This is a genomic window from Azohydromonas lata NBRC 102462, assembly GCF_001571085.1.
GTDB classification, from domain to species: domain Bacteria; phylum Pseudomonadota; class Gammaproteobacteria; order Burkholderiales; family Burkholderiaceae_C; genus Azohydromonas; species Azohydromonas lata.
This window is the reverse complement of sequence record NZ_BCTC01000002.1, coordinates 1-21,737: the sequence shown is the minus strand read 5'-3', so window position 1 is coordinate 21,737 and position 21,737 is coordinate 1. Positions and strand designations below refer to the sequence as shown.

At 68.2% G+C, this 21,737-nt stretch carries 20 protein-coding genes and 1 tRNA gene; 3 read left to right on the top strand and 18 right to left on the bottom strand.

Annotated elements, in window-relative coordinates:
• Both ALA01S_RS01090 and purE read right to left on the bottom strand, forming a co-directional pair.
• Window positions 1-1,188, bottom strand: a complete 1,188-nt coding sequence (locus ALA01S_RS01090; RefSeq protein ID WP_066330845.1) for a 5-(carboxyamino)imidazole ribonucleotide synthase — start codon at window positions 1,186-1,188, stop codon at window positions 1-3.
• Window positions 1,185-1,649, bottom strand: coding sequence for a 5-(carboxyamino)imidazole ribonucleotide mutase (gene purE, locus ALA01S_RS01085; protein WP_066331203.1), 465 nt, complete (start codon window positions 1,647-1,649; stop codon window positions 1,185-1,187). The genes ALA01S_RS01090 and purE overlap by 4 nt, the downstream gene beginning before the upstream one ends.
• A gap of 129 nt (window positions 1,650-1,778) precedes the next feature.
• On the opposite strand from purE, the gene ALA01S_RS01080 reads away from it, so the two are divergent.
• Window positions 1,779-2,723 (top strand): tetratricopeptide repeat protein, encoded by a 945-nt coding sequence (locus ALA01S_RS01080; protein ID WP_066330843.1) that lies wholly within the window; start codon window positions 1,779-1,781, stop codon window positions 2,721-2,723.
• Between the two features lie 112 nt (window positions 2,724-2,835).
• Here the strand turns inward: ALA01S_RS01080 and ALA01S_RS01075 are convergent, their stop codons facing one another.
• From ALA01S_RS01075 to def, 12 genes are all read right to left on the bottom strand, one after another.
• A complete protein-coding gene (locus ALA01S_RS01075) occupies window positions 2,836-4,206 on the bottom strand; it encodes a methyl-accepting chemotaxis protein (protein WP_066330841.1) in 1,371 nt (456 codons plus the stop codon).
• A gap of 155 nt (window positions 4,207-4,361) precedes the next feature.
• Window positions 4,362-5,270, bottom strand: coding sequence for a phosphoribosylaminoimidazolesuccinocarboxamide synthase (locus ALA01S_RS01070; protein WP_066330838.1), 909 nt, complete (start codon window positions 5,268-5,270; stop codon window positions 4,362-4,364).
• Window positions 5,271-5,397: 127 nt separating this feature from the next.
• Window positions 5,398-6,462, bottom strand: a complete 1,065-nt coding sequence (fba, locus tag ALA01S_RS01065; RefSeq protein WP_066330835.1) for a class II fructose-bisphosphate aldolase — start codon at window positions 6,460-6,462, stop codon at window positions 5,398-5,400.
• Window positions 6,463-6,668: 206 nt separating this feature from the next.
• Complete coding sequence (gene pyk / locus ALA01S_RS01060; RefSeq protein ID WP_066330832.1) at window positions 6,669-8,099, bottom strand: pyruvate kinase; 1,431 nt, start codon at window positions 8,097-8,099, stop codon at window positions 6,669-6,671.
• Window positions 8,100-8,245: 146 nt separating this feature from the next.
• Window positions 8,246-10,558: an NADP-dependent malic enzyme gene (locus tag ALA01S_RS01055; protein ID WP_066330830.1), complete on the bottom strand. Its 2,313-nt coding sequence runs from the start codon at window positions 10,556-10,558 to the stop codon at window positions 8,246-8,248.
• Window positions 10,559-10,740: 182 nt separating this feature from the next.
• Complete coding sequence (locus ALA01S_RS01050; RefSeq protein ID WP_066330828.1) at window positions 10,741-11,934, bottom strand: phosphoglycerate kinase; 1,194 nt, start codon at window positions 11,932-11,934, stop codon at window positions 10,741-10,743.
• A 73-nt stretch (window positions 11,935-12,007) separates the two neighbouring features.
• Window positions 12,008-12,361: an AzlD domain-containing protein gene (locus tag ALA01S_RS01045; RefSeq protein ID WP_157118689.1), complete on the bottom strand. Its 354-nt coding sequence runs from the start codon at window positions 12,359-12,361 to the stop codon at window positions 12,008-12,010.
• Window positions 12,334-13,071 (bottom strand): AzlC family ABC transporter permease, encoded by a 738-nt coding sequence (locus ALA01S_RS01040; RefSeq protein ID WP_066330827.1) that lies wholly within the window; start codon window positions 13,069-13,071, stop codon window positions 12,334-12,336. The genes ALA01S_RS01045 and ALA01S_RS01040 overlap by 28 nt, the downstream gene beginning before the upstream one ends.
• Before the next feature lie 33 nt (window positions 13,072-13,104).
• Window positions 13,105-13,464, bottom strand: coding sequence for a hypothetical protein (locus ALA01S_RS01035; RefSeq protein WP_066330825.1), 360 nt, complete (start codon window positions 13,462-13,464; stop codon window positions 13,105-13,107).
• A gap of 123 nt (window positions 13,465-13,587) precedes the next feature.
• Window positions 13,588-14,430: a zinc metalloprotease HtpX gene (gene htpX, locus ALA01S_RS01030; protein ID WP_066330821.1), complete on the bottom strand. Its 843-nt coding sequence runs from the start codon at window positions 14,428-14,430 to the stop codon at window positions 13,588-13,590.
• A 97-nt stretch (window positions 14,431-14,527) separates the two neighbouring features.
• Window positions 14,528-15,478: a methionyl-tRNA formyltransferase gene (gene fmt, locus ALA01S_RS01025; protein WP_066331197.1), complete on the bottom strand. Its 951-nt coding sequence runs from the start codon at window positions 15,476-15,478 to the stop codon at window positions 14,528-14,530.
• A 62-nt stretch (window positions 15,479-15,540) separates the two neighbouring features.
• The gene (gene def, locus ALA01S_RS01020) at window positions 15,541-16,056 is read right to left on the bottom strand and encodes a peptide deformylase (RefSeq protein ID WP_066330818.1); all 516 of its coding nucleotides are present in this window, start codon (window positions 16,054-16,056) and stop codon (window positions 15,541-15,543) included.
• A 230-nt stretch (window positions 16,057-16,286) separates the two neighbouring features.
• Here def and dprA point away from each other — a divergent pair, with 230 nt between their 5' ends.
• A complete protein-coding gene (dprA, locus tag ALA01S_RS01015) occupies window positions 16,287-17,513 on the top strand; it encodes a DNA-processing protein DprA (RefSeq protein ID WP_084267128.1) in 1,227 nt (408 codons plus the stop codon).
• Between the two features lie 74 nt (window positions 17,514-17,587).
• Window positions 17,588-18,040: a Smg family protein gene (locus ALA01S_RS01010; RefSeq protein ID WP_066330816.1), complete on the top strand. Its 453-nt coding sequence runs from the start codon at window positions 17,588-17,590 to the stop codon at window positions 18,038-18,040.
• A gap of 99 nt (window positions 18,041-18,139) precedes the next feature.
• On the opposite strand, the gene secF is transcribed toward ALA01S_RS01010, so the two are convergent.
• The 4 genes from secF to ALA01S_RS00990 all read right to left on the bottom strand — a co-directional run bounded on the left by secF (window position 18,140) and on the right by ALA01S_RS00990 (window position 21,735).
• Window positions 18,140-19,165: a protein translocase subunit SecF gene (secF, locus tag ALA01S_RS01005; protein ID WP_066330814.1), complete on the bottom strand. Its 1,026-nt coding sequence runs from the start codon at window positions 19,163-19,165 to the stop codon at window positions 18,140-18,142.
• Between the two features lie 24 nt (window positions 19,166-19,189).
• The gene (secD, locus tag ALA01S_RS01000) at window positions 19,190-21,073 is read right to left on the bottom strand and encodes a protein translocase subunit SecD (protein ID WP_066330810.1); all 1,884 of its coding nucleotides are present in this window, start codon (window positions 21,071-21,073) and stop codon (window positions 19,190-19,192) included.
• A 63-nt stretch (window positions 21,074-21,136) separates the two neighbouring features.
• Window positions 21,137-21,457: a preprotein translocase subunit YajC gene (gene yajC, locus ALA01S_RS00995; protein ID WP_066330807.1), complete on the bottom strand. Its 321-nt coding sequence runs from the start codon at window positions 21,455-21,457 to the stop codon at window positions 21,137-21,139.
• 201 nt (window positions 21,458-21,658) lie between these two features.
• Window positions 21,659-21,735, bottom strand: a tRNA-Met gene (locus ALA01S_RS00990).
• Window positions 21,736-21,737 lie beyond the last annotated feature (2 nt).

Here is a 21,737-nt window from a genome sequence, read left to right as displayed (position 1 = left end):
TCAGAAGGGCGCCAGGCCCAGCAGCGACGCGGCCTGCAGCGCCACGTCGCGCGCCGTAGCGGCGTCGGCGGCCGTGACGGTCAGGTGGCCCATCTTGCGCCCGGGGCGCGGCGCCGCCTTGCCATAGAGGTGCAGTTGCACGCCGGGCAGCGCCAGCACCTGCGGCCAGGGCGGCGAGCGCTCGGCGCCCTGCGCGTCGAACCACAGGTCGCCCAACAGGTTGAGCATCACGGCGCTGGAGTGCAGCCGCGGCTGCACCAGCGGCAGCCCGGCCAGGGTGCGCACCTGCAGGTCGAACTGCGAGACGTCGCAGGCGTCGATGCTGTAGTGGCCGGAGTTGTGCGGGCGCGGCGCCATCTCGTTGGCCACCAGCGAGCCGTCCTGCAGCACGAAGAACTCCACGCACAGCACGCCCACGTAGCGCAGCGACTGCGCCACGGACTGCGCGCACTGCACGGCCTGCTGCTGCAGCGCCTCAGGCACGTCAGGCGCGGGCACCTGCGTGACGGCCAGGATGCCGTCGCGGTGCAGGTTCTGCTGCACGGGGAAGTTCACCATCGCGCCGTCGGCCGCGCGGGCCACGATGACGCTGATCTCGCGCTGCAGCGGCAGCATTTTTTCCAGCACGCAGGGCACGCCGCCCAGCTCGGCCCAACCCGCAGCGAGCTGCTCGCGGTCGGCCACGCGGATCTGGCCCTTGCCGTCGTAGCCCATGCGCGCGGTTTTCAGGATGCCGGGCAGCAGCTCATCGGCCACGGCCGCAAGCTGCTCGGCCGTCTCCAGCAGCGCCCAGGGCGCGCAGGGCACGCCGCAGCCGCGGAAGTGGCGCTTCTCGGCATCGCGGTCCTGGCACACGGCCACGGCGTCGGCGGCCGGGGCCACGGGGCGCTGCCCGCCCAGGGTCAGCAGCGCGGCGGCGGGCACGTTCTCGAACTCGGTGGTGATGGCGCTGGCGCGCTGCATGAGCTGCGCCAGGCCCTGCTCGTCGAGGTAGCCGGCGCGGATGTGGTGGTGCGCCACGGCGCCGGCGGGGCTGGCGACGTCCGGGTCCAGCACCACGGTGACGAAGCCCATCTCCTGGGCCGACTGCACGAACATGCGGCCGAGCTGGCCGCCGCCCATCACACCCAGCGTGGCGGGGCGGCCGTCCTCGCCCAGGGCATTGGGCAACAGTGCGGAGTGGATCATTTGAGGTCCTGCGTCATGGCGCGGGCGACCTCGGTCTGGCGCGCGCGGTAGGCCTGCAGCTTCTCGCGCAGCGCCGGGTCTTCGTTGGCCAGCATGGCCACGGCGAACAGCGCGGCATTGCCCGCGCCGGCCGTGCCGATGGCGAACGTCGCCACGGGGATGCCCTTGGGCATCTGGACGATGGAGTGCAGCGAGTCCACGCCGCTCAAGTGCCGGCTGGCCACCGGCACGCCCAGCACGGGCACCGTGGTCTTGGCCGCCAGCATGCCGGGCAGGTGCGCCGCACCGCCCGCGCCCGCGATGATGGCCTTGAGGCCACGCTCCGCGGCGCTTTCGGCGTAGGCGAACATGTCGTCAGGCATGCGGTGGGCGGAGACCACCTTGGCTTCGAACTCGATGCCGAACTCGGCGAGAATCTGCGTGGCGTGCTGCATGGTTTCCCAGTCGCTGCTGGACCCCATCACCACGCCCACCGTCACTGGGGCCGTATTCACTGCGTGCTCCACGGGAAATCAGGGAAACCTTGCATTGTAGGCGGGCACGTTTTCCCAAGGCCGCCCAACGCCTCTGTCCATCGCCTCTCCAACGACATGACCGACATCACCATCCAGAACTTCGAACAGGAACTCATCGCCGAGTCCATGCGCCAGCCCGTGCTGCTGGACATTTGGGCGCCGTGGTGCGGACCCTGCCGCACGCTGGGTCCGCTGCTGGAGAAGCTGGAGGTGGCCTACGCCGGGCGGTTCAAGCTGGCCAAGCTCGACAGCGACGACCAGCCCGAGATCGCCGGCCAGCTCAGCCAGGCCTTTGGCGTGCGCTCCATCCCGTTTTGCGTGCTCTTCGTCCAGGGCCAGCCCGTGGACGGCTTCGTGGGCGCGCAGCCCGAGGCGCAGATCCGCGAATTCCTGGACCGCCACGTGCCCAGCGCCCAGGAAGCGCAGGCCGAGGAGGAGCACGAGGAAGCCCAGGCCCTGGCCGCCCAGGGCGACCCCGGCGCGGCGCTGGAGCGGCTGCTGGCCACCATCGCCAACGACCCAGACAACGACACCGTGCGCTGCGACGTGGTGAAGCTGCTGCTGCAGCGCGGCCAGGTGGCGCTGGCGCGCCAGGCCTGGGAGCCCATGGCGGCCAAGGCCCAGTTCGACGCCCGCATCGCCGCGCTGGGCCACTGGCTGGACGCTTCCGAAAAAGCCGCCACCGCGCGCGGCGCCGACGCGCTGGCCGCGGCCATCGCCGCCAACAAGCGCGACTTCGAGGCCCGCTTCGAGCTGGCGCAGACGCACTTGGCCGCCGGCCGCTTCACCCAGGCCATGGACGAGCTGCTGGAAATCCTCATGCGCGACAAGGCCTGGAACGGCGAGCTCGCGCGCAAGGCCTACGTCGCCATCCTGGAGCTCATGGCCAAGCCCGCCCCCAAGCCCGCCGCCGCCGAGGCCAAGAAAGGCACGCTGGAAGTCACCGGCAAGGCCGACACGGCGCCGGCCGACCCGGTGGTGGACCAGTACCGCCGCAAGCTCAGCATGGCGCTGTTCTGAGCGCCCTGCCCCGGCCCGCCTGAAGCGGGCCCGCCAATGACGACGGCCCGCGGATCGCGGGCCGTTGTCGTTCATGCGCCCGTCAAGACGGCGCCGCGCGGCGCGCCGGGCTTCAGAAGCTGAAGCCTATGCGCAGCCCGCCCCAGTGGCGGCCGCCCACGACGATGGGCGCCGACGCCTCCTTGAGCAGCACATGCTGGCCGCCGCCCATGTCGCGGCGGTAGGTCTGCAGCAGGAAGGGCCGCTGGTTGCGTGCCGAAGCCAGGCCCGTGCGGTCGTTGAAGATGCGGCGGTAGCGGCTGTTGGCCGTGTCCCAGGCCACGTTGCCGCGCTGGGGCTGCGAGTACTTCTTGTTGTGCATCGCGCAGTAGCCGTTGCGGTCCACGGCGATGCAGTAGCTCACCCGCGGCGACATGCCCAGCATGCGCTCCTGCACCTGCGGGAACAGGCGGTCGGCCAGCTCCACGAAGCGCGTGAGGTGCTGCGCCGGGTTGGTGTGGGGGATGGCGCGGTACTGATCGTCGAACAGGTCGGCCTGGCGGATGGCACCGCTGCGCACGGCGTTCTCCAGCAGCGTGGAGATCTGCTGCGCGGCCTGCTGCGCGGCCTGGATGAAGGGCGTGTCGTCGGTCTCTATGCCGAAGCCCGCGACCTGCTCGATCATGGCCTCGGACACCTTGAGGAAGCGTTCGCTGCAAGCGAGCGCGCCGTTGAGTTTGGCGCTGGCCTGCTGCACCTCGCTGCCGAGCTCCTGGGCGTTCTCGTTGAGCCGGGCGCAGATGTTGCGGCTCTGGTCCGCGGCCTGGCTGATGCGCTCCACGTCCTGCTCCACGCTGCTGAAGGCCTTGTGCACGGCGCTGCGCGAGCGCACATCGGCTGTCTCGTCGAAGCGCAGGTCGCGGCTGAAGTTCTCGATGCGCTCGTCGAGCTGGCCCACGGTGCTCATGATGGCCTTGGAGGTGGTCTCGACCTTGCCGGCCAGATCCTTCACCGCGTCAGCCACCACGCCGAAGCCCCGCCCCGCGTCGCCCGCGCGCTTGGCCTCGACCGAGGCGTTGAAGGCCACCAGCCGTGTCTGCAGTGCGATCTGCGTGATCTGCCCGGCCGCATCCGCCACTTGGTGCAGCGTCTGCATGATGCCCTGCACCTCGCGGCTGACGGACTGCAGCGCCTCGCGCGCATGGGCCACGGCCTGCAGCGTCTCCAGCGTCACGTTGGCGATGGAGCCCTGCGCGGTGTGCACCTCTTCGAGCTGCCTGGCGACCTGCTGCATGGCCAGGCCCTGGGCGTGGACGATCTTTTGCGCGTCTTCCATGACACCGCGCACTTCCGCGGCGTCACGGCCGACGTTGGACGCCTGCGCAGACATCGCCCGCACGACGGCCACGGCATCGGAAGTTGCCGTGGGCGTGGCCGCTTCCACGCCGGCATCGACCCGTTCGGTGGCGCCGCTGCCGTCTGAACGGCGAAAAAGTCTGAGCATGGGTACCTCTCCTCCACGGCGCCTCTGCAGAGCGCGCGTTACTGCTTCAAATCCTGCACGTCACATCGTGCCTACGGCACACCCGTTTCATCCGGGTTTACACGCAGGCCCAGTGACGTAATGCACGGCCATGGCCGCGCGCAGTGGCGTGAAGCTCAGGCCGTGAGCCGCTGCAGGGCCTCGCGGTACTTGGCGGCGGTGTTCTCCACCACCTCGGCCGGCAGCGCGGGCGCGGGAGCCTGCTTGCCCCAGGGCTTGCCGTCCACCTGCGCGGCTTCCAGCCAGTCGCGGACGAACTGCTTGTCGTAGCTGGGCGGGTTGTCGCCGCGGGCCACGGCATCGGCGTAGCTCTCCACGGGCCAGTAGCGCGAGGAGTCGGGGGTGAGCACCTCGTCCATGAGCGTGAGCTGCCCGGCCTCGTCCAGGCCGAACTCGAACTTGGTGTCGGCAATGATGATGCCCTTGGTCAGCGCGTAGTCCGCGGCCTCGCGGTACAGGCGGATGGACACCTCGCGCACCTGCTCGGCCAGCTCCTTGCCGACGATCTCCACCATGCGCTCGAAGCTGATGTTCTCGTCGTGCTCGCCCATCTCGGCCTTGGTGGCGGGCGTGAAGATGGGCTCAGGCAGCTTGGCCGCGTTGTGCAGGCCCGCGGGCAACTGCACGCCGCAGACGCGGCCGTCCTGCTGGTATTCCTTCCAGCCGCTGCCGGCCAGGTAGCCGCGCACTACGGCTTCCACCGGCAGGGGCTTCAGGCGCTTGACGAGCATGGAGCGGCCGCGCACTTGGGCGCGCTCGGCCTCGGTCACGACGGACTCCGGGTCTTCGCCCGTGAGGTGGTTGGGAACGACGTGGCCCAGGCGCTGGAACCAGAACATCGCCATCTGCGTCAGCAGCTCGCCCTTGCCCGGAATGGGCTCGCCCATCACCACGTCGAAGGCCGAAAGCCGGTCGCTGGCCACCATCAGCAGGCGGTCGGCGCCCACGGCGTAGTTGTCGCGCACCTTGCCGCGCGCCAGCAGCGGCAGGGAGGTGATGGAGCTCTCGAGCAGTGCAGAGGTCATGGCGGTCCGGATCGGCGGTGCTTCAAAAATGAGGCGGCGATTGTAGAAGCAGCAAAAAGGCCCGCCGAGGCGGGCCTTTGGAGCTTGGGCGCGGACTCGTCAGCCCGCGCAAGCAGTGCGTGACTTATTACTGCACCACCTGGGCCAGCGCGCCGCTGGTGTAAGCCTGGGCGATCTGCTCCAGCGACAGCGGCTTGATCTTGCCGGCCTGGCCTTCGCAGCCGAATTCGATGTAGCGCTGCTTGCAGACCTGCTTGGCGGCCTCGCGGGCGGGCTTCATCCACTCGCGCATGTCGAACTTGTCGGGGTTCTCGGCCAGGAACTTGCGCACCGCGCCCGTCATGGCCAGGCGGATGTCGGTGTCGATGTTGATCTTGCGCACGCCGAACTTGATGGCTTCCTGGATCTCCTCGACGGGCACGCCGTAGGTCTCCTTCATCTTGCCGCCGTACTGGTTGATGATGGCCAGCAGGTCTTGCGGCACGGAGGAGGAGCCGTGCATCACCAGGTGGGTGTTGGGGATGCGGGCGTGGATTTCCTTCACACGCGAGATGGCCAGGATGTCGCCCGTGGGCTTGCGGGTGAACTTGTAGGCGCCGTGGCTGGTGCCGATGGCAATGGCCAGCGCGTCCAGTTGCGTCTGCTTGACGAAGTCGGCGGCCTGCTCGGGGTCGGTCAGCAGCGCGGCGTGGTCCAGCTTGCCGACGGCGCCGATGCCGTCCTCTTCACCGGCTTCGCCGGTTTCCAGCGAACCCAGGCAGCCCAGCTCGCCCTCGACGGTCACGCCCACCTTGTGGGCCATCTCGACCACCTTGCGGGTGACGTCCACGTTGTACTCGTAGCTGGAAGGCGTCTTGCCGTCCTCCATCAGCGAGCCGTCCATCATCACCGAGCCAAAGCCCAGGTCGATGGCGCCGCCGCAGATGGCGGGGCTTTGGCCGTGGTCCTGGTGCATCACCAGCGGAATCTCGGGATAGGCCTCGACGGCGGCCTGGATGAGGTGCTTGATGAAGCTGCCGCCGGCGTACTTGCGGGCACCGGCGCTGGCCTGGAGGATCACCGGCGCGCCGGTTTCCTTGGCGGCTTCCATCACGGCTTGCACCTGCTCCAGGTTGTTGACGTTGAAGGCCGGAATGCCGTAGCCGTTTTCGGCGGCATGGTCCAGCAGCTGGCGCATCGAGACGAGAGGCATGGTGAAAGTCCCCGGGGAGGTGTTAAAAAAATCTGCAAAACGGCCCTTGCCGGCCGCGAATTTTGAATTTTACCGACGCACCCCCAGCGGTCCGCTTACGGGTCGCCCGCCCAAAGCGGGCGGATCGATGCACGTCAAGCGCGGTGCATGGGCACGCCGTTTGACACGGCGCCCGGCGTGGCCAGGCGCGCATCCGGCCAGGCGCCTCAGCGCACTTCCATGACCTTGAGCATGTTGGTGCCGCCGGGGTGGCCCATGGGCTCGCCGCAGGTGATGGCGTAGGTGTCGCCCGGCATGAGCACGCCGCGTGCCACCAGCAGCGCCTCGGCCTGCCTGAGCGCCTCGTCGCGGTCGTTCAGGCGCGGCATGAGCATGGGCTGCACGTTGCGGTAGAGCGCCATGCGGCGCTGCGTCAGCGGTTGCGAGGTCAGGCCGTAGATGGGCGTATGGATGCGGTGGCGGCTCATCCACAGCGCGGTGGAGCCGCTCTCCGTGAGCGCCAGGATGGCCTTGCAGCCCAGGTGGTGTGCGGTGAAGAGCGCGCCCATGGCGATGCTCTGGTCGATGCGGGCGTAGCGGCGGTTGGAGAAGTCGCCGTCCAGCTTCGAGTCCTCGGCGCGCTCGGCCTCCACGCAGATGGCGGCCATATAGGCCACGGTTTCCACCGGGTAGCGGCCCGCGGCGGTCTCGGCGCTGAGCATCACGGCGTCGGTGCCGTCGAGCACGGCGTTGGCCACGTCGCTCACCTCGGCGCGGGTGGGCACCGGGTTGACGATCATGCTCTCCATCATCTGCGTGGCGGTGATGGTGAGCCTGTCCATGGCGCGCGCCATCTTGATCATCTTCTTCTGCAGCGCCGGCACGGCGGCGTTGCCCACCTCCACCGCCAGGTCGCCGCGCGCAACCATGATGCCGTCGCTGGCGCGCAGGATGGCCTCGAGCTGCGGAATGGCTTCGCTGCGCTCGATCTTGGCGATCATGCCCGGCTTGTGGCGCCAGGGCTCGCCGGCCACGTTGGCGAGCTGGCGCGCCATTTCCATGTCCGTGGCGTTCTTGGGAAAGCTCACCGCCAGGTACTCGCACTGGAAGCTCATCGCCGTGCGGATGTCTTCCATGTCCTTGGCCGTGAGCGCGGGCGCGGTCAGCCCGCCGCCCTGCTTGTTGATGCCCTTGTTGTTGGAGAGCTCGCCGCCGATCTTGACCAGCGTGTGCACGGCCTCGCCCTGCACGCGGTCCACGGTGAGGACGATCAGGCCGTCGTTGAGCAGCAGCACGTCGCCGGGCTTCACGTCACGCGGCAGCTCCTTGTAGTCCAGGCCCACGCGCTCGACGTTGCCGGGCTCCTTGAACGCCGCGTCCAGGACGAAGGGCTGGCCGGCTTCCAGCATCACGCGGCCGTTCTCGAACTTGCCCACGCGGATCTTGGGCCCCTGCAGGTCGGCCATGATGGCCACCGACTTGCCCGCGCGCTCGGCTGCGGTGCGCACCATGGCCGCGCGGTCGATGTGGTCCTGCGCGGTGCCGTGCGAGAAGTTCAGCCGCACCACGTCCACGCCGGCACGAATCAGGTTCTCCAGCGTTTCCGGCGATGAGGAAGCGGGGCCCAGGGTGGCGACGATCTTGGTCTGGCGCGACATGCAGTCTCCGAGAGAGGGGTTTGACGGGGGAAAGCGGGAAGGGTCTGAAAAAAGAAAAAGCGGCGGCGCATTATCGGCGCCGCCGCTTGTCCTTCTTCCTCAAGCCGTCACGGGCGGCTCGCGCTGCCCGGCGGGTGGGACGGGCCTCACTCGGCGACCGCGTCCGCCACGGCCAGCGCCGTCATGTTGATGATGCGGCGCACCGTGGCCGAGGGCGTGAGGATGTGCGCGGGCTTGGCCGCGCCCAACAGCACGGGGCCCACGGTGACGCCGTGGCCGCCGGTCATCTTCAGCACGTTGAAGAGGATGTTGGCCGCGTCGATGTTGGGCAGCACCAGCAGGTTGGCCTCGCCCGTGAGCGTGCTCTGCTCAGGCAGCATGCGGTCACGGATGTCCTGCGACAGCGCGGCGTCGCCGTGCATCTCGCCGTCGCACTCGACGTCCGGGGCGATCTGCTTGAAACGGTCGGCCGCGGTGCGCATGCGCCTGGCCGACGGGCGGTTCGAGCTGCCGAACATGGAGTGCGACAGGAACGCCACCTTGGGCGGCAGGCCGAAGCGGCGCACTTCCTCGGCAGCCATGCGGGCGATCTCGGCCAGCGACTCGGCGTCGGGCTCCTCGTTGACGAAGGTGTCGGTGATGAAGAGCGTGCGGTTGTCCAGCAGCACGGCATTCATGGCGCCCATGACCTTGGCCTCCGGCGCCAGGCCGATGACGTTGCGCACATGCTCCAGGTGCTGGTCGTAGCGGCCCACCAGCCCGGTGAGCATGGCGTCGGCCTCGCCGCGGCGCACCATGAGCGCGCAGATCAGCGTGTTGGAGCGGCGCACCGCGACCTTGGCCATGTCGGGCGTGATGCCCTCGCGGCCCATGAGGCGGTAGTACTCCTCCCAGTAGGCGCGGAAGCGCGGATCGTCCTCGGGGTCCACCACTTCGAAGTCCACGCCCGGACGGATGCGCAGGCCCTCGCGCTCGATGCGCATCTGGATCACGGCCGGGCGGCCGACCAGGATCGGTTTCGCAAGCCCTTCGTCGATGACGACCTGCACCGCGCGCAGCACGCGCTCGTCCTCGCCCTGCGCGTAGGCCACGCGCGCGGGCTTGGACTTGGCGGTGGCGAACACCGGGCGCATGACCATGCCGGTCTGGTAGACGAAGCGCGAGAGCGACTGGCGGTAGGCGTCCAGGTCCGTGATGGGGCGCAGCGCCACGCCGCTTTCCTCGGCGGCCTTGGCCACGGCCGGCGCGATGCGCAGGATCAGCCGCGAGTCAAAGGGCTTGGGAATGAGGTAGTCGGGGCCGAACTTGAGTTCCTGGCCCGCATAGGCGGCGGCCACCTCGTCGCTGATCTCGGCCTTCACCAGCGCGGCGATCTCGCGCACGCACGCCAGCTTCATCTCCTCGGTGATGCGCGTGGCGCCGCAGTCCAGCGCACCGCGGAAGATGTAGGGGAAGCACAGGACGTTGTTGACCTGGTTGGGGTAGTCCGAGCGGCCCGTGGCGATGATGCAGTCCGGCCGCGCGGCCTTGGCCAGCTCGGGGCGGATCTCCGGCTCGGGGTTGGCCAGCGCCAGGATGATGGGCTTGTCGGCCATGGTCTTGACCATCTCCGGCGTGAGCACGCCGGCGGTGGAGCAGCCCAGGAACACGTCGGCCGCCTTCACCACGTCGGCCAGGGTGCGCGCGGAGGTGTTCTGGCAGTAGCGGCGCTTGCTCTCGTCGAGCTTGCCCGCCAGCGCGTCGGCGCGCTCGGAATGGATCACGCCCTTGGAGTCGACGACGAAGATGTTCTCGCGCCGCACGCCCAGGCCCACCATGACGTCCAGGCAGGCGATGGCCGCGGCACCGGCGCCGGAGGCCACGAGCTTGATCTGGCCGATGTCCTTGCCCACCAGCTCCAGGCCGTTGAGCAGCGCCGAGCCCGAGATGATGGCCGTGCCGTGCTGGTCGTCGTGGAACACGGGGATCTTCATGCGCTCCTTGAGGGCCTTCTCGATGTAGAAGCACTCAGGGGCCTTGATGTCCTCCAGGTTCACGCCGCCCAGCGTGGGCTCCAGCGCGGCAATGATCTCGATGAGCTTGTCCGGGTCCTTCTCGGCCAGCTCGATGTCGAACACGTCGATGCCGGCGAACTTCTTGAACAGGCAGCCCTTGCCCTCCATCACGGGCTTGGCCGCCAGCGGGCCGATGTCGCCCAGGCCCAGCACCGCCGTGCCGTTGGTGACGACGCCCACCAGGTTGCCGCGCGAGGTGAACTCTGCGGCCAGGTTGGGGTCGCGCTCGATGTCCAGGCAGGGATAGGCCACGCCCGGCGAATAGGCCAGCGACAGGTCGCGCTGGTTGGACAGCGGCTTGGTCGGCGCGATGGAAATCTTGCCGCGAGAGGGCGAGCGGTGGTACTCGCGGGCAGCGTCGCGCAAGGCCAGCTCGGCCGGGGACATGGATGCTTCTTCGGACATGGTGCTCTTCCTGCGGGGGGTGTGTCAGGTCGGAGTAAGGTGCCGGCAACGCCGACGGCTGAGCCGGCCGGGTGCTCTCGCGGCACCCGTGCCGGCATGGTCAGTGCGATGGAAACTGGAAGCTAGGAGCAAAAACCCGGCGCCGCTCGGGTGCCGGGTTTGCCAAGGACGCTGAGCAGCGATCAGCCCGCGGCGCGGCGCGAGAGAATTTCGAAGGCCGGCAGGGTCTTGCCCTCCAGCACTTCCAGGAAGGCACCGCCGCCCGTGGAGATGTAGCCCACGTCGCCCTCGATGCCGTACTTGGCGATGGCGGCCAAGGTGTCGCCGCCGCCGGCGATGCTGAAAGCCGGGCTCTCGGCGATGGCGCGCGCCAGCGTCTCGGTGCCCTTGGCGAAGGCATCGAACTCGAACACGCCCACTGGGCCGTTCCAGACGATGGTGCCCGCAGCCTTGAGCTGCGCGGCGAGCTTGGCGGCGGTCTTGGGACCGATGTCCAGGATCAGGTCGTCAGCCTCCACCTCGTTGGCGGCCTTGACGCTGGCCGGCGCGTCGGCGGCAAAGCGCTTGGCGGTGACCACGTCCTCGGGAATGGGCACCTCGGCGCCGCGGGCCTTCATGGCCTCGATCACGGCCTTGGCCTCTTCCAAGAGGTCCGGCTCGGCCAGGCTCAGGCCAATGGGCAGGCCCGCGGCCAGCATGAAGGTGTTGGCGATGCCGCCGCCGACGATGAGGCCGTCCACCTTGGCCGACAGCGCCTTGAGGATGGTGAGCTTGGTGCTCACCTTGGAGCCGGCCACGATGGCCAGCAGCGGGCGCTTGGGTTGGGCCAGCGCCTTGGAGATGGCGTCGATCTCGGCGGCCAGCAGCGGGCCAGCGCAAGCCACGGGCGCGAACTGCGCGATGCCGTAGGTGCTGGCCTCGGCGCGGTGCGCGGTGCCGAAAGCGTCATGGACGAAGACGTCGCACAGCTGCGCCATCTTGCGGGCCAGCGCTTCGTTGTTCTTCTTCTCGCCCTTGTTGAGGCGGCAGTTCTCCAGCAGCACCACCTGGCCCGGCGCGACCTGCACGCCATCGACCCAGTTGCTCACCAGCGGTACTTCGCGGCCCAGCAGCTCCGACATGCGCTGCGCCACCGGGGCCAGCGAGTCCTCAAGCTTGAACTCGCCCTCCGTGGGACGGCCCAGGTGCGAGGTCACCATCACGGCCGCGCCGGCGTCTAGCGCCATGCGGATGCACGGAACGGAGGCGCGGATGCGCGTGTCCTCGGTGATGCGGCCGGAATCGTCCTGGGGCACGTTGAGATCGGCCCGGATGAAGACACGCCGCCCGGCCACCTGGCCCTGTGCGACGAGATCGGAGAAGCGGAGAACATTCATGGAGAAGAGCGCCGGAAAGCGGGAAAATTTCCCGAAGGGCGACGATTCTAGGCCCGCGCCGCGACCACCCCGGCTACCAGCCCAGTCCAAGGCGCAGCGCAAGCAGCACCACGCTGCCGCTGACGATGGTGCCCAGGATGCCGCGGCGCCACCAGAACCAAGCGCTGCCGGCGGCCACGGCGAAGAGCCGCGCGTCCTGCCAGGTATGTATGAGCTCACCGCGCGTCATCACCACTTCCGGCACCACCACCGCCGCCAACGCGGCCAGCGGCGCGTAGCGCAGCCCCTGCTTGAGCCACACGGGCAACGGCATCTCGCGCCTGGAAAGGAAGAAAAATGTGCGCGTGACCACGGTGATCACGCCCAGGCCCAGGATGGTGACGAAGGCTTCAACCGCGCTCACGACGGCCTCCGGCGCACGGGCCATTGCTCCATCAACAAACCCATGGCCACCGCCGCAGCGATGGCCACGACGATGTTGAGCCGCAGTGGCAGCGCATAGGCCGCCACCGCCGCACAGCCCGCCACGGCGGCCGCCACCCAGGTGGCGCGGTCGCTCAGCAGCGTGTTCATCAAGCCCAGCAGTGCCAGCGTGCCGGCAAAGCCCAGGCCCCACTGCGTGGGCACGCGTTCGCCCAACAGGATGCCGGCGATGGAAGGGAGCTGCCACGCGCACCAGTTCAGCGCCACGCCGCCCCAGAAGTACGGCAGTTGCTCGGCCGACGGCCGTGGCTCGGGGTAGCGCTTCATGAACATCACGTAGTTCAGGTCGGCCGTGAAGTAGCCCAAGCGCAGCCGTTGCCCAAGCGGCAGATGCGCGAAGTAAGGCCGCCATTGCGCACTGAAGATGACGAAGCGCAGGTTCACGCACAGCGCCGTGGCCCACACCACCCACACCGGCGCACCCGCGGCGATGAGCGGCAGCGCCGCCAGTTGCGCGCTGCCGGCAAAGACCACCAGCGACATCAGCAGCGCCAACGGCATGCCCAGCGCCTTGACCATGGCCACGCCCGTCACCAATCCCCAGGCCGCAATGCCCGGGGCGATGGACGTCATTTCGCGCACCCCGGTGCGAAAGGCCGGATGGCGCCACGGCGGCACGGTGCCGCCTTCACTACCTTCAGTACCCTGATTCATTGCCGGGATTGTGCCCGGCCGGGATGGACGCTCTCAGGAGCTGCTCTTGCGCGGCTTGGCGCGCGGCGCGTCCACAACCTCGGACTCGGCCGAGGCGCTGGCTGCTGCGGAGCCTGGCGTGGGCGTCAACTGCGGCGCGACGACTTGGATGTTGTTCTCCCGCATGTAGTCGTTCATCTCGCGCCAGCCGGCGTAGACGGCGGCCTTGTCCGCCTTGCGGTTGAGCGTGAAGCAGTCTTCTATGGCGCGCCCGGCATGCCGGCAGGCTGCGCCTACGGCCTTGCCTTCGGATTCACGCTTGTGCGCCACGGCGCCGGCGGACTCTATGCCCAGCGGCTCGCAGCCCGCGAGCGCGACAAGAACGGGCAGCAGCAGGGACAGGCGGGGCTTCAAGGGCGTGGTCAGGCAGCCAGGGGTTGCACAGCATATCGGCCTCCCCCCGCCAGACTTGACCGCGGCGCATGTGCGCAGTGCACGGCTACCGCCTTTTTCGTGCCCGGATGCACTTTTTCAGCGTCAGCGCGACATGGCCAGCAGCCGCGCCACACGTTCTTCGGTGGCGGGGTGGGTACTGAACAGGCCCTTGAGGCCGCCGCCGGACAGCGGGTTCATGATCATCATCTGCGCCGTTTCAGGGTGGCGCTCGGCCGTGGGCAGCGGGATGCCGGTGGCGTAGGCGTGAATCTTTTCCAGCGCGCTGGCCAGCGCACGCGGGTCGCCGCTGATCTCGGCGCCACCGCGGTCGGCCTCGAACTCGCGGGCGCGGCTGATGGCCATCTGGATCAGGCTGGCGGCCAGCGGCGCCAGCAGCGCCACCAGCAGGCCGGCCAGCGGGTTGGTGGGACGGCCCTCCTCGTCACGGCCGCCGAAGAACATGGCGAAGTTGGCCAGCATGGACACCGCGCCGGCCATGGTGGCGCTGATGGTGCTGATGAGGATGTCGCGGTGCTTCACGTGCGCCAGCTCGTGCGCCATCACGCCGCGCAGCTCGCGGTGGTTGAGCACCCGCAGGATGCCGGTGGTGGCAGCCACCGCGGCATTGTCGGGATTGCGGCCGGTGGCGAAGGCGTTGGGCGCCTCTTCGTCTATCAGGTAGACGCGCGGCATGGGCAGACCCGCGCGCTGCGCCAGCTCCTGCACCATGCCGTAGAAGTAGGGCTCGGACTGGGCATCGACCTCGCGGGCGCTGTACATCTTCAGCACCAGCTTGTCGCTGAACCAGTAGCTGAAGAAGTTCATGCCCAGCGCGAACAGCAGGGCCAGCATCATGCCGGCACGGCCACCGATGAGGTGGCCCACGGCCATGAAGAGCGCGGTGATGGCGGCCATGAGGATGGCCGTCTTCATCAGGTTGAACATTGCGTGCGTTCCCAGGTGGGTGATTCCATCTGGCCGGTAGATGCGGGCGGCGGCCGCAAGTTCAATCAGCCGGGCGCGCGGACCGCGCCACGGCGGCTCAAGCCGCCAGGCTGCGTCCGGCGGCCAACGCCTGCGGCTGCTGCTGGAAGGCGCGCACGGGCAAGCGCTTGCCGCCCGGGCGCTGCAGCTCCAGCAGCGCAAGCGAGCCTTCACCACAGGCCACGACCACTTCCTGCGCATCGGCGCGCAGCACGGTGCCGGGCGCGCCGGAGAGCTCGGGGCGCAACGCGGCCCGCCACAGCTTCACTGCCTGGCCGTCCAGATTGAAACTCATGCCGGGGAATGGATCGAAGGCGCGCACGCGGCGCTCCAGCACGGCGGCGGGCAACGTCCAATCGATGGCGCCCTCAGCCTTCTCGATCTTGTGGGCGTAGCACACGCCTTCGGCCGGCTGGGGCTCTCGCGACAGACGGTCAAGCTCACGCAGCGCCGCGACGATGGCGGACGCGCCCAATGCCGCCAGCCGGTCGTGCAGCGTGGCCGAGGTTTCAGCGGGCGCGATCTCCAGCGCCTGCACCAGCAGCATGTCGCCCGTGTCCAGGCCCTCGTCCATCTGCATGATGGTGATGCCGGTGCGCTCGTCGCCCGCCTCGATGGCACGCTGTATGGGCGCCGCGCCGCGCCAGCGCGGCAGCAGTGAGCCGTGGATGTTGAGGCAGCCGCGCGGCGGCAGCTCCAGCACCCAGCGCGGCAGGATGAGGCCGTAGGCCGCCACCACCATCACGTCGGCGCGAGCAGCCAGCAGCGTCTCGCGCGCGGCAGCGGCGTCTTCAGGGAATTTGCCGTCCAGGCGCAAGCTGCGTGGCTGCGCCACCGCGATGCCGCGCTCCATCGCAAGCTGCTTCACGGCCGAAGGCTGCAGCTTCATGCCCCGCCCGGCAGGCCGGTCAGGCTGCGTGAGCACCAGCGGCACGGCAAAGCCCGCGTCCAGGATGGACTGCAGTGCCACGCGTGCGAACTCCGGCGTGCCGGCATAGGCCACGCGCAGCGGCGCGGTGCCGGCAGGGATGGCGGAAGCAGCGCCCGCCGCGTCGCCTTGCATCACGCCGCTCATGCGCGCTGCAGGTCTTCGCGGTTCTTCTTGAGCATCTTGGTCTTGATGCGCTCGCGCTTGAGCGGGCTGAGGTATTCAACAAAGACCTTGCCCAACAGGTGGTCCAGCTCATGCTGCACGCACACGGAGGTCAGGCCTTCGGCCTCGAACTCCTGCACCTGCCCGTCGCGGTCCAGCGCGCGCACCTTCACGCGAGCGTGGCGCTGCACCTTGTCGTAGATCGCCGGCACCGAGAGGCAGCCCTCGTCGCCCACCATCATTTCCTCGCTGCGCTCGATGATCTCGGGGTTGATGAGCACGCGGGGCTGGTCGCGGGTCTCGGAGGTGTCCATCACCACCACGCGCTCGTGCACGTTGACCTGCGTGGCGGCCAGGCCCACGCCTTCGGCGGCGTACATGGTCTCCAGCATGTCGGCCGCAAGGCGGCGGATGCGTTCGTCCACCTCCTCCACCGGGGCGGCAACGGTATGCAGGCGGGGATCGGGGAAACGCAGGATGGGAAGCTGGGCCATGGCGCAAGGCCCCCGGCGCCGCGTCCCGCTGGCATCCAAACGCAGGCGCGGCGAGCGCAGTTCAGCGTTTGCGACCAGGGCCGCCGGCGCCCATGAGGGGCAGAATCAGGTGAAACCGGGCGCGCATTTTCGCCCATTGGTCATGCCGTCACCGGCGTGTGCCCATGAACCGCAGCGCGCCCCACCCCGGCGGAACCGGCGGCCGCTGCACCGACCAGGGAAAAAGCAACATGGCAACGCCCGACACGGCCGACCTGCTCCCCGACGCCCCCATCAACGGCGATCACCTGTTTCCGCGCGCCGGCGAGGACGAATTGCGTGCCTGGCTGCGCTTGGCCACGAGCGTGGGCCGTGCCAGCGGGCGGCGGCTGCTGGCGGCGCTGGGCACGCCACAGCAGGTGTTCGACAGCGCCTCATCCTTGCTTCGCGACCTGGTGACGCCGGCGCAGGCGCAGGCCTTGTCGGCGCCGCCGGCCGACCTGGAGGCCTGTGTGCTCAAGACGCTGAACTGGCTGGACGGCGGACCGGACCGGCATGTGGTCACGCTGGGCGACGCGCTGTATCCCGCGGCGCTGCTCAACACCGCGGACCCGCCACTGCTGCTGCACCTGCGCGGCCGCCATGAGCTGTTGCGGCGCCCGGCTCTGGCCATCGTCGGCAGCCGCAACCCCAGCGCCCAAGGCGTGAACAACGCCCAGGCCTTCGCACGCTGCATGAGCGAAAGCGGATGGTCCATAGTCTCGGGCTTGGCGCTGGGCATAGACGGTGCAGCCCACGAGGGTGGCTTGGCCGGGCCAGGCGGCACCATTGCCGTGCTGGGCACGGGAATGGACCGCCTCTACCCAGCCCGCCACAGGGAGCTGGCGTTGCGCATTGCCGCGCAGGGATTGCTGGTGAGTGAATTTCCATTGGGCACGCCGCCGCTGCGGGAAAACTTTCCGCAGCGCAACCGCCTCATCGCTGGCCTCACCCGCGGCACGCTGGTCGTGGAAGCCGCCTTGCAATCGGGCTCGCTCATCACGGCCCGACTGGCGGCCGAGTGCGGGCGGGAGGTGTTTGCCATTCCCGGCTCCATCCATGCACCGCTGGCGCGCGGCTGCCATTCGCTCATCAAGCAAGGCGCCAAACTGGTGGAAAGCGCACAGGACATCCTGGAGGAATTTCACATGACGCAAGAGGACGCTGCGAACGGCGCCGGCAACCGTCTGCCCAATCGCAAGACTTCCAAGCGCGCGATGCCTGCCGTGGCCACGGCTGCTGCCAATGCCGCACAGGACGACGGCCCGGCCGACGATGTGCTGACCGCGCTGGGCCACGACGCTGCGACACTGGACATGCTGGTGGAGCGCACCGGCTTGCCTGCACCCGCGCTGGCCGCGCGGCTGCTGGAGTTGGAATTGGAAGAACGCGTGCAGCGCCTGCCGGGCGGGCTGTACCAGCGCTGCGGTCTGGCTTGAGCTTGGCGGCGCATGCAATACGGGCATCGTGATTGCAAGCCTGCATTCAGATACCGTGAGCTATAGTGCCCCCCATGTTCGACGTGCTCGTCTACCTGTACGAAAACTACTGGCGGCCTGATGCCTGCCCTGATCACGACCAGCTCACGCGCAAGCTGTCGGCGGTTGGTTTCGAGTCGGACGACATCGAGGAAGCGCTGAGCTGGCTGGACGGACTGGCCGGCATGGCCGAGTCCGGCACTCAGGCGCAGGCGCCGTCGAGCATCCGGGTCTACACCGCTGGCGAGCGCGAGATGCTGGGCGATGCCTCCATTGGCTTCATCAGCTTCCTTGAGGGCGCCGGCGTGCTGCCGCCGCTGATGCGAGAAATGGTGTTGGATCGCGCCACGGCTATTGGCCGCGTACCGCTGGAACTGGAAGACCTCAAGATCATCGTCCTGATGGTGTTCTGGAGCTTGGGCGAAGAGCCCGACGCGCTCATCCTGGACGAGCTGTTTGTAGACGACGAACAACGCATCATCCACTGATGCCGTCCGCGGCGGAGTGGGCAGCACAGCGCCTCTGCCTCCGCGACACAAAGACAAAGGGCCGCTTTCGCGGCCCTTGTGCTTTTCAGGCTGACGGCGTCACACCGCCGCGCCGGCGTTGGGATCGTTGGGATCCGAACCGCCGCGGGTAGAGGCCTTCACCAGGTCTTCGCGCTTGACGCCCAGCCACATGGCAATGGCTGCGGCCACGAACACCGAGGAGTAGATGCCGAACAGGATGCCAATGGTCAGCGCCACGGCGAAGTAGTGCAGCGTCGGACCGCCAAAGAGCAGCATGGCCAGCACCATCATCTGTGTCGAACCGTGCGTGATGATGGTGCGGCTGGTCGTGCTGGTGATGGCGTGGTCAATGACCTGCGAGGTGCTCATCTTGCGGTACTTGCGGAAGGCTTCGCGGATCCGGTCGAAGATCACCACCGACTCGTTCACCGAGTAGCCCAGCACTGCCAACACCGCCGCCAACACCGCCAGCGAGAACTCCCATTGGAAGAAGGCGAAGAAGCCCAGAATGATCACCACGTCGTGGAGGTTGGCGATGATGCCGGCCACCGCGAACTTCCACTCGAAGCGGATGGCGAGGTAGATCATGATGCCCGCCACCGTCACGGCCAGCGCCAGCGCACCGTCGCGCGCCAGCTCCGAACCCACGGACGGTCCGACGAACTCGGTGCGCGAGAGTTTCAAGGGCTCGCTGCCGTCGGAGGCGACGCAGGCTTGGCGCGTCGTGTCGCCATCGCCAGGGCGCGTTTCGAGGCTGCCTGAGGATGCCTGGCACAGCGCGGCGAACACACGGCCCGCCACCTCGCCTTGTTTGACGTCACCGCGCACGGGCAAGCGGATAAGCACGTCGCGCGCGGTGCCGAAGTTCTGCACCTGCACCTCGCCAAAGCCCAGCGCGTCCACCGCGGTGCGCGTGCGGTCTATGTCGGCCGGCTGCGCGTAGCTCACTTCCAGCACCGTGCCGCCCGTGAACTCGATGGACAGGTGCAGCCCCCGCGTGAACAGGAAGAACACCGCCGCGGCGAAGGTCAGGAACGAAATGACGTTGAACACCAGCGCATGCCGCATGAACGGGATGTCGCGCCGGATGCGAAAGAACTCCATCTACTTTCTCCGCTCGGGGCCGCTTCAGGCCTTGGCGGCCGGGGTGGTATCGCCTTCGGGGCGCCACACCTGGCCGATAGATACGGACTTCAGGCGCTTCTTGCGCCCGTACCAGAGGTTGACCAAGCCCCGCGAGAACATCACGGCCGAGAACATCGAGGTCAGGATGCCCAGGCAGTGGACGACAGCGAAGCCGCGCACCGGACCGGAGCCAAAGGCCAGCAGCGCCACGCCGGCAATCAGCGTGGTGACGTTGGAGTCCAGGATGGTGGCCCAAGCCCGCTCGTAGCCCGCGTGAATGGCTGTCTGTGGTGCAGAGCCGTTGCGCAACTCCTCGCGCACACGCTCGTTGATGAGCACGTTGGCGTCGATGGCCATGCCCAGCGTCAAAGCAATAGCAGCAATGCCCGGCAGCGTCAGCGTGGCCTGCAGCATGGACAGCACCGCCACCAGCAGCAGCAGGTTGAACGCCAGCGCCAGCGTGGAGAACACGCCGAACAGCAGGTAGTACACGCACATGAACGCGGCAATGGCCAGGAAGCCGAACATCACGCTGTGGAAGCCCTTGGCGATGTTGTCGGCACCCAGGCTCGGCCCAATCGTGCGCTCCTCGATGATTTCCATGGGAGCGGCCAGCGAACCCGCCCGCAGCAGCAGCGCCGTGTCGCTGGCTTCCTGCGTGGTCATGCGGCCGGAAATCTGCACGCGGCCGCCGGAGATCTCGGAACGGATCACCGGCGCGGTGACGACCTCGCCCTTGCCCTTTTCGAACAGCAGGATGGCCATACGCTTGCCCACGTTCTCACGCGTGATGTCCCGGAAGACGCGCGCACCCTTGGCATCCAGCGTGAGGTGCACCGCGGGCTCGTGGTTTTGGCCATCAAAGCCTGGTTGAGCGTCGTTGAGGTTCTCGCCGGTGAGGATGACTTGGCGCTTGACGATGAGCGGTGCGCCACCGCGCTCGACGTAGCGCTCGGTACCGAAAGGCACGGGGCCGCTGCCCACGGCCGCAGCGGCGGCTTCGGCGCTGTCGTCCACCAGGCGCACTTCCAGCGTGGCGGTGCGGCCGATGATGTCCTTGGCCTTGGCCGTGTCCTGCACGCCGGGCAATTGCACCACCACGCGGTCCGCGCCCTGCTGCTGGATCACGGGCTCGGCCACGCCCAACTCGTTGACTCGGTTGTGCAGCGTGGTGATGTTCTGCTTGAGTGCGGCCTCCTGCACCGCACGTGCGGCCTGCGGCTTGAGCTGACCCACCAAGCGCAGGTCACTGCCCTCGCCGGCCGGCGTCCATTGCATGTCAGGCAGTTGCTGCACCAGCACCGCCTGCGCGCTGCCCAACGTGGCGGCATCGCGGAAACGCACTTCGACGTTGTTGCCTTCGCGGGAGATGCCGGCATGGCGCACGTTCTTGTCGCGCAGCAGCGAGCGGACGTCGCCGGCGACCGACTCAGCCTTCTTCGTCAAGGCTGCCCGCATGTCCACCTGCATCAGGAAATGCACGCCACCGCGCAGGTCCAGGCCCAGGTACATGGGCAACGCGTGCAGGGACGTGAGCCAGGCGGGCGAGCGGCTCACCAGGTTGAGCGCAACGATGTAAGTCGGATCGGCCGGATCGGTGTTCAACGCGCGGTTGAGCGCATCTTTGGCCTTGAGCTGGGTGTCGGGATCACCAAAGCGGGCGCGCACCGAGTTGCCATCCAGTTGCACAAAGTCAGGCTGGATGCTGGCCTGTTTGAGCACATCTTCAACACGCTGCACCAGCGCGCCGTCAACCTTGATCGTGGCCTTGCCGCTGGAGACCTGGACGGCCGGGGCTTCGCCAAAGAAGTTCGGCAGCGTGTAGACGAGGCCGACCAGCAGCGCGACCGCCAGGATCGCGTACTTCCACCACGGATAGCGGTTCATCGCATGTTCCTTGCGCCGCGCGTGGGCGGCGCGCGCAGCGGGCCCATAAGGGCCCGCCGTCGATTACTTGAAGGTGCCCTTGGGCAGCACCTGGACCACGGCGGTGCGCTGCACCTGGATTTCGACACCGCCGGCTATTTCCATGTGCACGAAGCTCTCGTTGAGCTTGGTGACCTTGCCCAGCAAGCCGCCAGCAGTCACGACTTCGTCACCCTTAGCCAGGGCGGAGATCATGGTCTTATGCTCCTTCTGCCGCTTCATCTGGGGGCGAATCATGATGAAGTACAGCACCACGAACATCAGCACCAGAGGCAGCATGCCCATCAGGCTGTCGGTGGCAGAGGCCGGCGCGGCGGTCTGAGCAAAGGCGGAAGAAATAAACACAGCAGGCAGTCCTTTTTTTGCGATGCTTGGCAGCCGCCCCGACCAAAGGGTGGACGGTGCAGGGAACCTGCGATTCTAAGCGGCGGCCGCACGCGCATTCGACTGCCTCATTGCCACCGGGTTCACTTCAGAAGCGAAGAACCTCAATGGGAAAGCACAAAAGCAAGAAGGCCGTCACGAGGACGGCCTTCTTGCTTTGTTTGGTTGCGGGGGCTGGATTTGAACCAACGACCTTTGGGTTATGAGCCCAACGAGCTACCAGACTGCTCCACCCCGCGAC

Bases quoted from the DNA above. Each gene is read 5' to 3' on its own strand.
- ALA01S_RS01090 (WP_066330845.1), bottom strand. From the start codon at position 1,188: ATGATCCACTCCGCACTGTTGCCCAATGCCCTGGGCGAGGACGGCCGC.
- purE (WP_066331203.1), bottom strand. From the start codon at position 1,649: ATGGGGTCCAGCAGCGACTGGGAAACCATGCAGCACGCCACGCAGATT.
- ALA01S_RS01080 (WP_066330843.1), top strand. From the start codon at position 1,779: ATGACCGACATCACCATCCAGAACTTCGAACAGGAACTCATCGCCGAG.
- ALA01S_RS01075 (WP_066330841.1), bottom strand. From the start codon at position 4,206: ATGCTCAGACTTTTTCGCCGTTCAGACGGCAGCGGCGCCACCGAACGG.
- ALA01S_RS01070 (WP_066330838.1), bottom strand. From the start codon at position 5,270: ATGACCTCTGCACTGCTCGAGAGCTCCATCACCTCCCTGCCGCTGCTG.
- fba (WP_066330835.1), bottom strand. From the start codon at position 6,462: ATGCCTCTCGTCTCGATGCGCCAGCTGCTGGACCATGCCGCCGAAAAC.
- pyk (WP_066330832.1), bottom strand. From the start codon at position 8,099: ATGTCGCGCCAGACCAAGATCGTCGCCACCCTGGGCCCCGCTTCCTCA.
- ALA01S_RS01055 (WP_066330830.1), bottom strand. From the start codon at position 10,558: ATGTCCGAAGAAGCATCCATGTCCCCGGCCGAGCTGGCCTTGCGCGAC.
- ALA01S_RS01050 (WP_066330828.1), bottom strand. From the start codon at position 11,934: ATGAATGTTCTCCGCTTCTCCGATCTCGTCGCACAGGGCCAGGTGGCC.
- ALA01S_RS01045 (WP_157118689.1), bottom strand. From the start codon at position 12,361: ATGGCCCGTGCGCCGGAGGCCGTCGTGAGCGCGGTTGAAGCCTTCGTC.
- ALA01S_RS01040 (WP_066330827.1), bottom strand. From the start codon at position 13,071: ATGAATCAGGGTACTGAAGGTAGTGAAGGCGGCACCGTGCCGCCGTGG.
- htpX (WP_066330821.1), bottom strand. From the start codon at position 14,430: ATGTTCAACCTGATGAAGACGGCCATCCTCATGGCCGCCATCACCGCG.
- def (WP_066330818.1), bottom strand. From the start codon at position 16,056: ATGGCCCAGCTTCCCATCCTGCGTTTCCCCGATCCCCGCCTGCATACC.
- dprA (WP_084267128.1), top strand. From the start codon at position 16,287: ATGGCAACGCCCGACACGGCCGACCTGCTCCCCGACGCCCCCATCAAC.
- ALA01S_RS01010 (WP_066330816.1), top strand. From the start codon at position 17,588: ATGTTCGACGTGCTCGTCTACCTGTACGAAAACTACTGGCGGCCTGAT.
- secF (WP_066330814.1), bottom strand. From the start codon at position 19,165: ATGGAGTTCTTTCGCATCCGGCGCGACATCCCGTTCATGCGGCATGCG.
- secD (WP_066330810.1), bottom strand. From the start codon at position 21,073: ATGAACCGCTATCCGTGGTGGAAGTACGCGATCCTGGCGGTCGCGCTG.